This is a genomic window from Spiroplasma apis B31, assembly GCF_000500935.1.
Lineage (GTDB): Bacteria > Bacillota_I > Bacilli_A > Mycoplasmatales > Mycoplasmataceae > Spiroplasma_A > Spiroplasma_A apis.
Genome location: NC_022998.1, coordinates 191873 through 207930, shown reverse-complemented (window position 1 = coordinate 207930; position 16058 = coordinate 191873). Strand labels below are relative to the sequence as shown.

Sequence of the window (16058 nt, the reverse complement as noted above, 5' to 3'; positions counted from 1 at the left end):
AATCATTACTCCCATCTATTTTTTCTACAACTTTAAAAAAAGAATTTGGGTTGTTTGCCAAATTCTTTTAATGCTTGTCGCTTTCTTCACGAACTCTTCTAGAAATAAACTTGTATCCATCTGATAAAGGATCTTTTCTAGCTAAAGAAGTTGAACTAATACTTTCATAATCGTCATTTTTAAAACTGTCTCAAATGACGTCATCTTCGTAAACTTCCCTTTTAGAGATTGTGTCTTTTTTGACTTCTACTTCTTGGCTTTCTGTTAGGACAAAAGGCTCTATTTTGGGAACTTCATTTTGATTATTAATCTCAACATCCCCAAGGTCCATACCATTTAATGAACCAGTTTTTTCAATTTCTTCAATAGCTTCGTCATAACTTTTTATCAAACTAGACTTCAAGTTGTTTATTTTTGTTTTTAAATCCTCGTCGTTTTGATTTTGAACTCTTAAATTACCTTGGTTAGGGTTAGGTTGGGTAGTTTCTTGTTGTAAAAACTGTTCATTGCTAACTTTTTGACTAACAACATTGTTATCAAAATTTAAATAAATAGAGCTTGTAAGAACAACAAAGTCAACAGCAATTAAAATTATTGAGACCATAGAAAAAAATGTAGGTGCAAATGTCAATTGAAAAGCCAAAGCTAATATTAAAGCTAATAAATTAAGAAAACCAAATCATTTTAATATAATTGTGTTTTTCTTTTGTAATAAAATAATTAAAAGTGACAATATAAAATTTAATGAGCCAAATGCTAATATAAAATAAGTCAACTTTGAGATACTTGAGTTATTAACTACTAATTGAAGAGAACTATTTATGCTAAAAAAGGGCAATAATATTACACAAAAAACTGTTGACAATAAAGTTATAACAATTTTTACTAAACTAAACTTCTTCATTCTTTATACCCTTTCTTGTTGATTTAATTATATATTTTAGTTAAGGAATAAGCAATAGCAATAAAATTCTACCTAATTAGAAGTTTAAATTATAAGGTTGTTACTTTCAATTATAAGTATATCTATCATTGATATTAGTCATCGAGTTTCAAAACCGCAATAAAAGCTTCTTGAGGAACTTCTACTGAACCAATTGCTTTCATTCTCTTCTTACCTTCTTTTTGTTTTTCTAATAATTTTTTCTTACGTGATATATCCCCTCCATAACATTTTGCTAGGACATTTTTTCTCATTGCCTTAATGGTTTCACGAGCAATAATTTTACTTCCAATTGCCGCTTGTACTGGAACTTCAAAATTTTGACGTGGTATTATTTCTTTAAGTTTTTCAGTAAGAACTTTTCCTCTGTGATAAGCGAAATCCTTGTGGACAATAGTAGATAATGCATCTACGACTTCACTATTCAGAAGAATGTCCATTTTAACAAGTTTAGAGACTTTATAACCGATTAGTTCATAGTCAAAGGATGCATATCCTTTTGAAATTGACTTTAACTTATTGAAAAAATCAAATACAATTTCATTTAATGGCATTTCATAGAATAAGGTTCTTCGGTTGTCATCAATGTAATCTATATCTACATATATACCCCTTTTATCTTGACATAATCCCATCAAATCACCTAAATATTGGTCTGGTGTCATTATTGACACTTTTACATAAGGTTCTTCTATAGTGCTAATTTTTTGGGGATCTGGTAAGTGTGCGGGATTATCGATCTCAATAATGTTTCCGTCAGTTTGAGTAATCTTGTAAACGACTGATGGCGCAGTTGCAATCAATGTTAAATCATATTCTCTCTCGAGCCTTTCTTGAATTACATCCATATGAAGCAATCCCAAAAATCCACATCTAAATCCAAAGCCAAGTGATTGTGAACTTTCCGCTTCATAAACAAGGCTAGCGTCACTTAAAGAAATTTTCTCAAGAGCATCTTTTAAATCTTTATATTTCGCTGTATCAATTGGGTAAATACCGCAATAAACCATTGGGTTCATTTTTTTATAGCCTGGCAATGGTTCTGTTGCGCCATTTTCTTTGGTGGTGATCGTATCACCAACATGAACATCTCTAACAGTCTTGATAGAAGCCGCTAATCAACCAACTTCACCAGCTTCAAGACTTGTTTTTTTAATTTCAAAAGGAGTTTTAACACCTAGCTCAGTTACTTCATATACAGCACCACTTTGCATCATTTTAATTTCTTGTCCTACTTTAACTGTTCCTTCAACTATTCTTATAGAAGCCATAACTCCACGGTACTTATCATAATAAGAATCAAATATTAGAGCTTTCAAAGGTTTTTTGTCATCTGCATCTAGTGGAAACGGAATAAAGTTTACTATAGCTTCTAAAACATCGCTAACATTTAGTCCTGTTTTTGCACTTATCATTGGAGCATTAGAACAATCTATACCAATAACTGATTCAATCTCTTCTTTTACCCTATCTGGTTCTGCAGCTGGTAAATCAACTTTATTTATAATTGGTATTATTTCTAGATTATTATCTATAGCTAAATAAACATTAGCAAGTGTTTGGGCTTCAATACCTTGACTAGCATCAACAACCAATAAGGCTCCTTCACATGCAGCCAAACTTCTAGATACTTCGTATGTAAAATCAACATGTCCAGGAGTATCAATTAAATGGAATATATACTCGTTACCATCTTTTGCCTTATACCTCAACTGAATTGAATTCAATTTTATAGTGATTCCTCTTTCACGCTCTATATCCATGGAATCAAGTAATTGCGCTTGCATATCACGTTTGTCTACAGCTCCAGTTAATTCTAGAATCCTATCTGCCAAAGTTGATTTACCATGATCGATATGAGCAATTATACTAAAGTTTCTTATTTTTGTTTTATCCACTATTATTGCCCCCCAATGTTTTATAACACTAATCCATTTTACTAGAAATATCTTGTTATTTGTAGATATTTTGATAATATATTTTTTTGATTTAATACCCTAAACACCTATCAATTTTTGGTAAAATTTTTTTAAAAGGAGTCACATATGAAAATAGCAATAGATATTGGTGGTACTACCATAAGAGTTGGGTTGATTCAAAATAATGTTATCGAGTCTGTACAAACATTTGAAACAAAACCAAATGATTTTAACCAATCAATTCAAGAAATTTACGAAGTAATTACTTCTTGAAAAATTGAGGAAGATATATCATTTGTAGGAATTTGTTCTCCGGGACCATTAGATATACAAACTGGTTTGATTTTAAATTCACCAAACCTTCCCGATTGAAATGGAAAAAACATTAAAGTTACTCTTGCAAAAAAATTGAATTTAGACATTAACAAAATATCAATAAATAATGATGCAAATATTGCAGCATTAGGTCAATGAGTAGTTAGAGGTAACAAAAACAACGAAAGCCTTCTATATTTCACAATTTCTACCGGTATCGGATCTGGATTCATATACAAGGGTGCAATATTTAACGGATACAAATCAATGGCTTGTGAGATTGCAAACGCAATACCTGACCTTAATAATTCAAAAGAAGACACAGATAGAGTTGGTATTGAGTATTTTGCAAGCGGAAATAATATAGTTAAGCAGCTAAGTTTAAGAGGAGTTAATGTCTCATCAGCAAAACAAGCTTTTGAGCTTTTAGATCAAAATAGCAATCCAATTGTTAATGATTTTTTTAAAGAAATAGAAAATAAATTAGTACAATTATTTGCAACTGCTATCTATTTTTTCAATCCTGAGTTGATTGTTGTGGGCGGTAGTGTTGCAGAAAATAATAAAAGATTTTTTGAAAATATATTTAAACGAACATTACGAGTAACATATGACATCAATTACCAAACTAAGTTCGAATTCTCAAAAGATTTAACAAACGCAACTCTCTTAGGATGTGTTTCACAATAAGAACCCTATATAAACATCTGAAATAAATCAACTAAAAAAAGATATTTTTTATTCGGATTTATAGTAAGGTGTTTTTTTATATAGTATGAATAACAAGATAAAGACATGATGTGTTTAAAAATCTCGTCATACATAAACGCAAAAAAAATGGAAATGAATAAAAAACCTTAACTAGAAGCGTGGAACCATATGTCTTATATTCTTAAAAAAATGGACAATACTTTATATGAGAAGATAGAACAAAAATAAAGAGTATTTATGATCTAATATTTAAAAACAAAGAATACGAGTTTAGAAAAACATTTAGAAAACTTCAAATTGAATAAATATTTAACTAACGCTTGTAATGCAATAGAGTAATTTCAAGTCATGCCTCAAAGATTTTAAATTGACCATAGAGATTCTATATTACTATCTGTATCTCAAATTTTAGTTAGGTTATTTATTATAACTAACCCACTTGTTCTTCATTAAATCAGATTATTCATGAAATAGAAAGAACATTTTATTTATATAGATTATCAATATTCTTTACATCCTTAGACTCATCTTTGATATATTTTAAATAAATTTTTTTAGCGTCAGCCTTATTAGAATCTAAAAACTCATCATATAATATTTTTCCATTGTTAATTAAAATCAAGTGATCAGTTATCTCTGAGAAATCCTCGATTTGATGTGTGGTAATAAAAAACGTTACTCCTTTTTTATTTAGTTCCTCCACAATTCTAACAAAATATTCTTTTGAGCCAATATCTAAATTAGCAGTTGGTTCATCCATAAAGATGTATTTTGGTTCATTGACCAATGTACCGGCAAAGATAGCTCTTTTTTTTCATCCACCACTTAGTTGTTTCAACTTTTTATTGATGTGTTCTTCTAATCCAAAAAAATCTACTAAGAAAGACAATTTTTCTTCTAACTTACTTTTATTTATCCTATGTATATTACCAATATACTCGATATATTGTCTAACCGTTAATGATAACGGGATATTATTGCTATCTGGGAAAAACGCAAAATCTCTCAAGTCTTTGTTAGACATTATCTCATTATTGTATTTAATTTCACCCTCTTTATAATTTAACTCTTGAAAAAGCGCTTTTATAGTGGTTGTTTTACCCGCTCCGTTAGGTCCGCAAAATAAGCAAACTTCTTTCTCATTGATTTTAAAGCTGATATTCTCTAAGGCTGATTTTTTATTGAATTTGTATTTTTTACTTAAGTTTTTTATTTCAATCATAACTGTTTCTCCCTTTACTCGATTAATATTCTTTTAAGTCTAAAATAATTTAAATATAAAATTGCTGTGGCTATTAAAACAATAAATAAATAAAATCCTTCATAACTAAATATTGTGATGTTCTTGATATTGTGATTTAGTATATTATAATTTGTTTTGTTTTCATAATTTGTTTTGAGATTGAACTCATAATAATTTCTTAATATTAAGAATTCATTAGTGTTATTATTGATAATTGAAATTTGCTCATTTTCTAAATTATACATTCCACCGTATGTTATGTTATTATACAAAAGCATTGGATTTAAATATAAATGAGTTTTAATTTGGTTAACTAAACCTTTTTGATTTTGAGGTAACATCGTTTCTATAATTTCATTGTTAGAGTAATTATAAAGTAAATTAAAAGTCATTGATATAAAATAATATAACGAGATCTCATCAAGGTTCGCGTATTTGTTGATATCACTTTTTCAAATATAGGGTGTAAGTTTAGCTGTTCCACTTGAATCTACAAAAATATCTTTAGAGAATGAATTTAACACTAAAAACTCTTTTGAAAACGGTATAAAATAGTTTATGAATTTTTTGTATTTAATATTGTCAATGTTGTTTTCAAAACTATTTAGTATGTTAAAAAAATAAGAAAAATCATAATTAATAATATTATCATTTTTATTAAATATAAAGTTACTAAAATCTATATTTTTAATTAAGTGCTGTTCTTTTGTCAAATAATATTCATGTGCGTAGGATAAAAACTCTTTAAACTCCGGCGCTTTTTTTTCAACTAGATTCATAAAATCATCATTTAAAAGATTGCCTTGCAAGATAGAAAAGTTTTTTAAATTTTTTATATCAAAATCTATTGAGAAAAGCTTATTAAAGTTTTCATCTTCATTCAAGTTGTTAGCTAATTTATATAGTTTTTTATATATTAATGAATTATTATTTAATGAAGTTGAGTTAGATTGTATATTTTGTAAATTAGAGTTAGAATCTAAAATTAAAGAATTAAAGAAAGATGACAAAGGTGTGAAAAAAGAAAGTACACCGACTAAAATATAAACTAAATACTCATTTACAAAGTTTAACAAAAAGAAAGTAACAGCAACTGTCATTATTGCTAATAATATGTAAAAACTATACTTTGTTAATATTGCTTTTTGAATATATCTAAGATTGTGAGGTATTCATATCAATGATATAGAGTCAACGACCAACATACTAATTATTAAAAAAAATATAAAAGAAAAAATTACAATACACCTCAATAACAAACTATTATTCAAACCAACACCAGATTTTATCTCTAAACTTAAAATTGATTTTTGCCTATCGTCAAATAAAAAATGTTGAGTTATCATAAATGAAAACAGAATCACAAAAACTGAACATAAAATTGTTTTATATAATAGCAACTTAAAAAACATGCTGACAGGGTTATAATCAAAATATTTTTCACTTGAGATATATTTCATAATGATTATCTCAAAAATCAATGAAAGTAAAATTATCATAAAGAATAAAGTCATGAATAAATATTTTTTAACTACTCTCTTAAACAAAAATTTGAGCAAGTATAAATTGATATCAATCTTGTGAGTTCTTTTTTTCATAAGTTAAATCCTTTTTTTAAATTAATTTTTAAATATTCTTTTATATCTAAAGTATGTTAAAGTTCAAACGATTGTAAGAATCAATAGATACATAAAATATAGGTATGTATAGTTTATTGGTTCGACTGTAACTTCCTCAAGTTCTCCTATTTTATAGGGACCCTCTGTATTTGATGATTTCTTCAAATATTTATATTGCAATGGCATAATAGGACTTTCAAAGTTTTTTTGTTTTGATGAAAACGAAAATGTATCATAGTAGTATTTATAATTTTGACTGTAATAATTACCAAACTGTAATTGTGATAACTGATTGAAAGGGTTGTATTTAGCAACCTTTTTCAATAGTTCTAATGACTCTTTTGGAGGTGTCAATTCTTCTATTTTACCTTCTTCAAAGTTTTTTCGAAAATTGATATTACTATTTGTTATGGTGAAAAAAATAGATGAAATAAAATAATAAAGATCCAATTGATCAGGAGTCTTATAGCTTTTCAATGTACTTTCGAAATATCTTGTTTTTATGAAATGGTCGAAGTCGCTACGAGAGTCATATGACCCATTACTACTATAAAAGTCCATAAAAGCTAAATAATCATTCGAGTAATCTTTTAGAATATTTAAAAAGTTCAGATATTTAACATCACTAGATAATTTAATTATTTTATTTAGTATTACATATAATGGATTTCTAGTTCTTATATAAAGTGGGTTATAACCCCTTCTATAATTATAAACATAGGTATCATCAATTTTAAAACCTCTATCATCATAGTTTCTGAACTCTTTATAATGTTCAGAAAATACTTGATTAAGATAATCAATGAAATCTATATAGTTTTTTCCAAAAAGTCTTTCTGATAATTTGCGCTCATTATTTAAAATATATTCATAATTACCAAACTGATATTGCTTAATTTTTTCATCTTGTTTAGTGTAATCATAAACTTCTTCAAACCTAGTGAAAATGTCTTTAAAGTTTTCATCTTGTGTAATTTTTTTATAAAAATCATTACGTTTATAAAGAGTAAAATAATTTGTTTCATAGTTATACAGCTCGCTATTTTTTGTATAAACAGTACTTCCTATAACATGTGATACTGAAACTACACATGCTATTATTCCCATCAAACAAAGTGCAAACTTATTATCCATAATCATTAATGTCAAGAATGTGAAAGTTGAGATTAAAAATACAATCAAAAACTGATAACCTAGAAAACTTATTAGTTTTAGTTTTGACTCAATAAATAAATTACTTATTGTGAATGTCAAGATACTTTGCAAGATAAAATTAGATACAACAACAATAACAATACAAAATAAAATTATTGTACATCTTTGAATGAAAGTTTGAAAAACCCCGATTCCACCCTTCATCTCCAAGTCGGTTTTTCCTTCTTTTATATCTCTCGAAAAAAGTAATGACGTTATATAAATAAAAATTACAGATAAAAATACTACGTCAAATATCTTTTTGAAAAAGAATACAGAATTAAATAAATGGTCAACATCTGTTATATATTTATTACTAAGGTCAAAATAATTGGCAAATGATATTAGTTCCATAACCATCGATAATGAAATAAAAATGAAAAACATTGTTATAAACACTTTATTGAAAATGATGTTTTTGAAGTTAACTTTAAAAATATAAAAATTTATTTTATTCATAAAAAACCTTTCGTACCAATACTAAAATTTCATTCATAAATTTTAATTGTGTTTATTTAGACAAAAATGCCATAATAGGGTCTACATATATATTTATATATTTTTAGAAAAACTAGCACTTCTGAATCTATAAGCACCGTTATATCTAATTTCAAAATTTAAGGACTTTCCTAAAACTACGCAGGTGTTCAGAAAAACTCATTTATCATAATTTCCTGTTGTATGCTCAAAAACATAAGTTACATAATAATCATCACCTGTATAGTAACCAGCTTCCTTGTTTTTCCAGCCAGGGACCAACATTTCTCTATTTGTTTTCTTCCCCGATTCAGAAAGTTTGTTTGTGTCTCCATTGATTGCGGAACTTAGGTCTACAATTAGCCATAAATATGAATCGTAGTAATTGTAATCTGATCCCGAATTTTCATTTATTCCGACTCTAACATCAAATTTTATTCTAATTTGTCTAAAATTTTCAATTAATTCCCTATTACTTGAGTAGTTATTAGCATATGCATACTTTGACCTTGTTGTTAAATCATGCTCTGCTATTTTTCCATTTCTAGAATAATCGCCTTCAGCAATCGGGACAGCATAACTCAAATGTAATTCTTCTTGTTCATAAGATGATAAAAATTCGTTGGAATCTTTATTAGTTAAACAAATATATCTTTCAAAACTGTTAAGATTATTATTTACAAACAAGGGAAATAAACTTATAAAATATAATAAACTTTTTTTAATCATAACTTTTCCTCTAGAACAACACACATATAAAAAAATATAGTAACATTTTGAAACATAATGATATTTTAATTATATTCCTATACTTCATAAAAAGTCTTTATTAAAATAAAAGTTGTTTATGGTTAACTATAAACAAAAGTAAATAATAAAATATTTTGTGTCATTAAAACTTCTAAGATTTGTTTTTGATTTATAATAAAAAACACATTTAAAAGCAAAGTGAGTATAATCCTACTATATATTTGACAGAATATTTTTATAATCTATACTTAACAAAATATTTTCATCAGTCTAATAATTTGTATTTTTTAAGTAAATCGTCATATGTTTCAGATTTTTCATTGTTATCTTCACTTTTTGTATTACATGCAATAACACTCCTAGTTTAAGGCAATAATCCTACTGCTCCTAATACACTTAATAATTTTTTTCACATTTTTTCTCCTAAAAACGTTTTTAAAAGTTGTTTATTCATTATAAATGTTAGATAACTAACACTATTTAACTTCGTGTTTGTTTTTATTTTTAATGTAAAAATAAATTATTGCAAAAAAATTTATTATAAAAATAAAAGAAAAAATCATGTATTTTTTTCTTTCCGATTTATCTGTACTACTTATAAAATAGGATTTATATTTTATTCTTATGTATACACTTAAGACATAAGTTGAAATAAAAGGCACAAAAGAGTCTAAAAATATGAGTCCAACATTCAATTTTTGTCCATAAATTGTATTTTCGTTGATAATTTGAAAAATTCCAGCTATAAATATTCCAAACCCGAAAATATCTAAAAATAAAATTGAAGATAAATAAAATTTAGCTGATGGCTTTCTTTTTGAATTTTTCATAAAAATTCCTTTCCATTATTTAGTATGTAATTATAAAGCTTCTTTATTTACTACAAATATTCCTATTACAGTAAATTTAACACCTCTACCTTTATCAATAGCTAAAGCTGTAGCTACATTTCCAATTATGTAAGAAATAACTATTAAAACAATTTTTAAAATTATACCAGCATATGGTACACCACTTAAAACTCATGACACAACACCAGCAAGGCTTGTTGCAGACACTAGTGATATTGTAACCTTATTTAGACTTTCTGAAGTTAAAGTTAAATTATATTTAATAAACCAATATCATCTGTACTCAATACTACCTCAACTGTAATTTGATACACTTCTGGATAACAATGCATTATTTTGAGTATAAACATATTCTTGTAATTCATTATGAACAGTTCCATCGGAATTAACTGTAAAAATTCCTTGCTTGAATGAATAATTTAATTCTTTTAAAAATGATTCCGATGTGAATATATCAATAAATTCACTTGTTGCTCCTTCTTTTATTAACGAATTAATATCAAAAAATAAACGACGGCTTTCTTTATCATAAACAATATAACTGTAAGCAACATCTGAATTAAAAACGTTTAATGATCTAGAACTAGAATTCTTTTGAAAAAGATAATCTAATTTTTGTGACTCGTCACTCAATTTAGATTTAATTGATATATTTGATTCTACTTTTTTGGTAAATTCAATTTTATTTTTAGTTGCAAAAATAAAAAAATTACAGATGATAATAATAGTAAGATTGTTCCAAATCACTTAAATTTGTTATTTTTTTTGAAAACATATTTACTCCTCTTTTGTTTTTTAAAAACTTATTAGCATTTTATCAAAAAAAACAAAAAAACTAATCTCTAAATAGTTATATATATATTTTTTAAATTATAAAAAATAATTTAAAAAATATAAGAAAGTTTACTTCTGATATATAATGATACAAAAATTTAATTTTTTAAAAAAACAAAGAATGACTTCTATGACGACATTAGGATTGCTCCAATGTTTTTTACATATCGAAGTATCAAAATATCAATAGCTATTATTAAAAAATCATTAGATAAAAAAGCATATTCTGTCAAGTAAAGGGTCACCCCAAACTACAATTATTTTAACAAATTACTCTTGTACATTTCTATAGGAGTAATTTTTAATTTATTTACTATTCTATTGTTTGTAACTATTAAAGAATGTTTCTACTATTGCGTTTTGTCATAAAGCATAACCATCCGTCATACTTTGTTTTATTTTATTTGCTTTACAAAAATTCATCATATTAATACTTCTAAACTGGGCTCCTCTATCTGTATGGATAATTGAATTATTTATATTGTAGTTATCTTTTAATATATATATAGTGATTTTATTAATTCTTTTGTAGTTTGATTACTTGAAAATAAGTTTTTAAAGGTAATCTAGAATAAACATCAATATATGCAAACATATATAATTTAGAGTTACTAAACTTAAATTCTGGTATATCTAAACATATTTTTCCAATGGTCTTGAAGCAAAAAAATCTACTTTACCAGTAATTGGATTTTTCAATAAATTTGGAGCAGTATTTACAGGTTCTTTTTTGTCACTAACATAAGATTTTCACTTTCTACTTTTTTCACAATTATCAGGAAAAAGTCCTTGACTTTTCATTGAACTTAAAACTGTTTTTCTACCAATACCGAATTTTAAAGCTATTTTTTTATGCCCTCATTTACGGTGTGTACCATATTTTAAGTCACAATCATTAAATACTAGTTTTATGAATAAATCATAAGAAGTATTTCTTTTTGTTTTATAATCTTTTGAACCATTATTAACTCAACTTTTATAAGTTTTAAAGTTAATGTTTAATATATTTAATAATCATGAAAGTTTTATATTTTTTTGCAAGTATTTACTTATTATTTTATAAAATTCAATGTTTATTTTTTGTTTTTTAAATCCTTTACCAGAGATGCTGTGAACTTTTCCATAATTTTGACCTTATTAATTAACTCTCTATTTACCTTATTTTTATTTTGCATCTCTTTTCTTAAAAAATTTAACTCTTGTTTTATGTTTTCGAAGTTTTTTTGTTTATCAATACTGGATTTTCTGCCTCTTTTTTGACAAATAAACCAGAGATCCCACTAGTTATATACCTATTCTGTCATTGATAAATAGTACATGGTTGTTTAATATTATATTTTTCTGCTATTTTTTTGCACTTATATCAGATGATAAAAATTCATTTACTATTTTCATTTTTTCATCTGCAGTAAATAGTTTTGTTTTAGCCATAAAAAAAGAACCCTCTTATAAAAATTATATACATAATTTTTGTGTAGTTTGGGGTGACCCTTTAAAGTATAGAATATGTTTTTATAAAACAATAAGACTTTTTATTTGCAATACACTAATTAGTAATATAAGAGTTTAGAATAACTAAAAAAATCAGTTTAGAAAATTATCAAATAAAAGGTTGGTAACTAGATTATATAAAGTTTTGATAAGTCCAATGCGTTGACCTTATATTTTCGTTATAATCATACTCAAAAGAAAAATACTCTTTCAGTTGAAAGAAATTAAATAATCACCATTAACTGGGTTTTTTGAAAACTGACTTACTAATAAACATAAAGGCTAAGTTATTCATTAATGCGATCCCGTTACAATGAAATCATCAAACTTAGCTCCTAAATGATAAAAAATTACTAAAAGTTTTAAGTCGTCTAACTAATATGAATTATAGCAAAACACCTTTAGATAAAACTATTTATTGATATCTATCAATTTTCATAGCTTGTTTTTTTGATTAAATACGCTTTAGACATTATCAAAAAAATTATATTAAATGAATAAAAAAAACTTCATACGAATATCATATGAAGAGTGCATCTTTCGCTTTTATTTTTGATACAGTTTTTAATAAAAATCGGTTTTTATTTTTTTCATTTATTTTCGTACTCTGATCACAATCCTTTGACATAATCGTGATCAAATTCATCTTTTTTAGCTTTGATTTTTTTCTTAAGAACATCAACTGTTTCTCAAACCACTTCTATAATAGAACGTGAATAGTTAAATGCTAAACGATTTCTATTGAATTCCTTTAAATCTAAAATTTTAAAACTTCCATCATTAAAAACTTTTATATCTAAGTCATAATCAATGTACTTAATTGTATTTTCTTCGATAATATACGGTGATGCTAAATTACAGTAGTAATTAATTCCGCGCTCTTTAAACATACATATTACATTGTACCAATTTTTTTTATAGAAAACTCAAATTGCTGGTTCGTTTGTTTTTCATTTCCTACCACTTAACTCAGTAATTAAAACTTCTTCGTTAATTAAAATAATACGGTCATCATTGGCTTCGAGAACTTTTACACTCTCCCAACATCTATATAAACTTCCATTATGCTTATATGCATGAACAAGAACTGATTGTCCTGGTTTTACTTTATTCATAGGTAAAACCCCCCTTTCATTCTTATTCTTTATAATTATTTATTTAAAAATACAATACTTTAAATTAGGCACAAAATTATTATATAACATTATTCTATTTTTACATAATAAACAAAAGTGCGGATTTTTACTTTAAATATTTTATACTTAGCTTTTTAGTTTTTAGAAAATTCATTAAAGACTTACGTTTGTTTGTTTTATAAAGTCTGTAGAAATATTATAAAAAATAAGGCATCTAATAAATATTTCCTAAAATTATGAATCGAAGTGGCTAGATTGATTATATATATTATATTATGTAAGATGCTTTCAATACTCTGATATAAGATTCACAAAATTAAATTTAAAAGGTTTTGTGTTCATAAAACCTTATATTTAAATATAAAAAAACAGATTTTAAAAATCTGTTTTTTATTATCGAAATCAAATTTATAGGATTTCTATAAATCTAATTTGACATTTGATTGTTGTCTTTGAGTATCATTGATTTTTTTTCTCTCTTTTTTCAAACATATTAGAAGTAAGACACCAGCTAATGTGGCAATCAAACCAATAATTGTGATTATTAATAGACTTGCCTGATTAGCTAGTTTATTAGTTGAGTAACCAGCCTCAGTCCCTAAATTTTTAAGCATAATTGAGTCTAGTTGTCAAAACCAAGCATCAGGTGAGAAAGCTATAAATGATATAAATCCAACAGAAAGAGCGTAATGTTTATGATCTATGTTTATCTCATAAATTGTAGCTCATCTATTTGTTACTAATGCTCAACAAGTTATCCCAAGCATTAAATAAAGACCACTTACAATTACTTGTATAGCAATTTTGATTCCTTTAGACATATTATTAAAGGACTCTGATGTAAAACCGGGAAGTAATGTTGCTGTAATACATAATATCGATGCAATTATTAATCCTATGATGATAAATAGAATGTATTTTTGACTTTTGTCAGCAATTTTACCAGCGGATGTTGAGAAAAGAAATCTAAACAAGTAGGTTCTACAAACCCCAAGAATTATTACTATTATCGCTGTCACACCTAGTGCATCTTGAATGAAGGTTACAAACACACTTAAACCAGATTGATACATATAGACACCCATAATAAGAAGTGTCACTAGTCAAATTTTGTAATTTTTCAAAACACTCGAAAAACTTTTTATATCAAATTGGTTACTTTGAGCAATCTTATCCTTTTTTATTTCAGGCACAAAAAAGTACAATAATATACAATTCATAAATATTAAAACACAAAGTACAAATACTAAACCCGAGAATGCTCAACTTCCTAAGCTATCTTTTCAAACTGAGCTAAATAGTCAAAATAATAGATATGCTAAACCAATAACAAAACAACCAATTAAACCGTTTAAGCTACCATGTACACCATTAAGCTTTCCATTTTGTTCTGGTGTTCCTTGTTCAGATAACAACTTTCATAAAGCACTTCAAAATATAAAACAAGTTATAAAACTTCATAAGGAGAAAATAACATATACCTGTACTAGTTTTCCAGAACTTATAAAGGGTATAAATCCGTATCAAATACCAACAAGTCCACTCGTGAAAAGACCTATTAAGGTTAACTTTTTCAAACTTATTTTATCCGCGAAATAACCACCTACAAAATAACTAAGTAATGATACGTAACCATAAATCGATGTTGCCTGTGAAAACTCCGAAGCTTGAATCCCTAAGGACTGTGCGATCAACACAGAGGACATAACGTTTTTCAAATAGAAAGGTGCAGCCATAACCAAAACATCCGCAAGGGCTAGAATGGATATTATACCAACTGTTTTTCTACTAATTTTATTTGTATTATTAATTACTTTGTTTTTCATAAATACTCCCTCCTTTTAAGTAAAATTAAATATCAACATCTAAGTCTGATACATCGCTAATAAAACTATGAATAAGATCTAAACCATAATAACTAATCATCAGCTTAACTTCCTCATTATTTTTAAAAGTTCATATATTCAATGGCATATTAATTTGTTTTATGATTGAGATATTTTTCTTTTGTTTTAATGTTGTTATACACAAATTAAGATAATCAAAATTTTTTAAAAGGGAGTAATCAATATTTCCTAAGCCTACCGCTAAATAAGCTTTTTTAAATTCGACTGGAAGTTTATTTATAAACTCCAAACAAGAAACTCCAAAAGACGATACGATAATTTCTGCTTGTGTTTTTTTTCTCAAAATCAAAAGAGCTTCATTTATTATGTGAAAGTCTTGAATGCTATACCTATCAGGTTTTATTTCAACATTAATCATTGAATACTTGAAAGCTAATTTATCAACAAAATCTTCTATAAATAATGGTGGTAAAAATTCTTTATTATTTTTAAAAAAGTCTATATTTTTTATTTCTTCATAGGTTAACGACTTTACCCTTTCTTTACAATCTCCTATTCTTGAAAAATTGTGATCATGAAATATTATTATTTTTTTATCTTTTGTGATGCGAATATCGAACTCAACAGCCTTGCAATACTTCAATGCGTTTTCGAAATCAACCATTCGATTCTCACCATTTATTGATCTAAAACCTCTATGTGCAACTAACATTTTTCTACCTCATTTC

The 16058-nt window shown here is 26.2% G+C and carries 13 protein-coding genes; 1 reads left to right on the top strand and 12 read right to left on the bottom strand.

Going from position 1 to position 16058, the window contains the following annotated elements:
* Positions 1–67 precede the first annotated feature (67 nt).
* Both SAPIS_RS00920 and lepA read right to left on the bottom strand, forming a co-directional pair.
* Positions 68–904: a hypothetical protein gene (locus SAPIS_RS00920; RefSeq protein WP_023788950.1), complete on the bottom strand. Its 837-nt coding sequence runs from the start codon at positions 902–904 to the stop codon at positions 68–70.
* A 134-nt stretch (positions 905–1038) separates the two neighbouring features.
* Positions 1039–2841, bottom strand: coding sequence for a translation elongation factor 4 (lepA, locus tag SAPIS_RS00915; protein WP_023788949.1), 1803 nt, complete (start codon positions 2839–2841; stop codon positions 1039–1041).
* 147 nt (positions 2842–2988) lie between these two features.
* Between lepA and SAPIS_RS00910 the strand changes: the two genes are divergently transcribed.
* A complete protein-coding gene (locus SAPIS_RS00910; RefSeq protein WP_023788948.1) occupies positions 2989–3867 on the top strand; it encodes an ROK family protein in 879 nt (292 codons plus the stop codon).
* A 505-nt stretch (positions 3868–4372) separates the two neighbouring features.
* Here the strand turns inward: SAPIS_RS00910 and SAPIS_RS00905 are convergent.
* The 10 genes from SAPIS_RS00905 to SAPIS_RS00860 all read right to left on the bottom strand — a co-directional run bounded on the left by SAPIS_RS00905 (position 4373) and on the right by SAPIS_RS00860 (position 16042).
* Entirely contained in the window at positions 4373–5110 is a 738-nt protein-coding gene (locus tag SAPIS_RS00905) for an ABC transporter ATP-binding protein (protein ID WP_023788947.1), read from the bottom strand.
* Between the two features lie 14 nt (positions 5111–5124).
* On the bottom strand, positions 5125–6591 hold the full coding sequence (locus SAPIS_RS00900; RefSeq protein ID WP_144083779.1) for a hypothetical protein: 1467 nt from the start codon (positions 6589–6591) through the stop codon (positions 5125–5127).
* A gap of 159 nt (positions 6592–6750) precedes the next feature.
* Positions 6751–8403, bottom strand: coding sequence for an ABC transporter permease (locus SAPIS_RS00895; RefSeq protein WP_023788945.1), 1653 nt, complete (start codon positions 8401–8403; stop codon positions 6751–6753).
* Between the two features lie 93 nt (positions 8404–8496).
* Positions 8497–9150, bottom strand: coding sequence for a hypothetical protein (locus tag SAPIS_RS00890; protein ID WP_023788944.1), 654 nt, complete (start codon positions 9148–9150; stop codon positions 8497–8499).
* Positions 9151–9647: 497 nt separating this feature from the next.
* On the bottom strand, positions 9648–10001 hold the full coding sequence (locus SAPIS_RS00885) for a hypothetical protein (RefSeq protein ID WP_023788943.1): 354 nt from the start codon (positions 9999–10001) through the stop codon (positions 9648–9650).
* A 30-nt stretch (positions 10002–10031) separates the two neighbouring features.
* Positions 10032–10769: a hypothetical protein gene (locus SAPIS_RS00880; protein WP_023788942.1), complete on the bottom strand. Its 738-nt coding sequence runs from the start codon at positions 10767–10769 to the stop codon at positions 10032–10034.
* A gap of 720 nt (positions 10770–11489) precedes the next feature.
* Positions 11490–11897, bottom strand: a complete 408-nt coding sequence (locus SAPIS_RS00875; RefSeq protein WP_023788941.1) for a hypothetical protein — start codon at positions 11895–11897, stop codon at positions 11490–11492.
* A 1031-nt stretch (positions 11898–12928) separates the two neighbouring features.
* Positions 12929–13462 carry a DUF402 domain-containing protein gene (locus SAPIS_RS00870; RefSeq protein WP_023788940.1) on the bottom strand — a complete coding sequence of 178 codons (534 nt, stop codon included), beginning with the start codon at positions 13460–13462 and terminating at the stop codon, positions 12929–12931.
* A 440-nt stretch (positions 13463–13902) separates the two neighbouring features.
* Positions 13903–15309 carry an MFS transporter gene (locus SAPIS_RS00865; protein WP_023788939.1) on the bottom strand — a complete coding sequence of 469 codons (1407 nt, stop codon included), beginning with the start codon at positions 15307–15309 and terminating at the stop codon, positions 13903–13905.
* A 25-nt stretch (positions 15310–15334) separates the two neighbouring features.
* Positions 15335–16042: a glycerophosphodiester phosphodiesterase gene (locus SAPIS_RS00860; RefSeq protein ID WP_023788938.1), complete on the bottom strand. Its 708-nt coding sequence runs from the start codon at positions 16040–16042 to the stop codon at positions 15335–15337.
* Between the last annotated feature and the right edge of the window lie 16 nt (positions 16043–16058).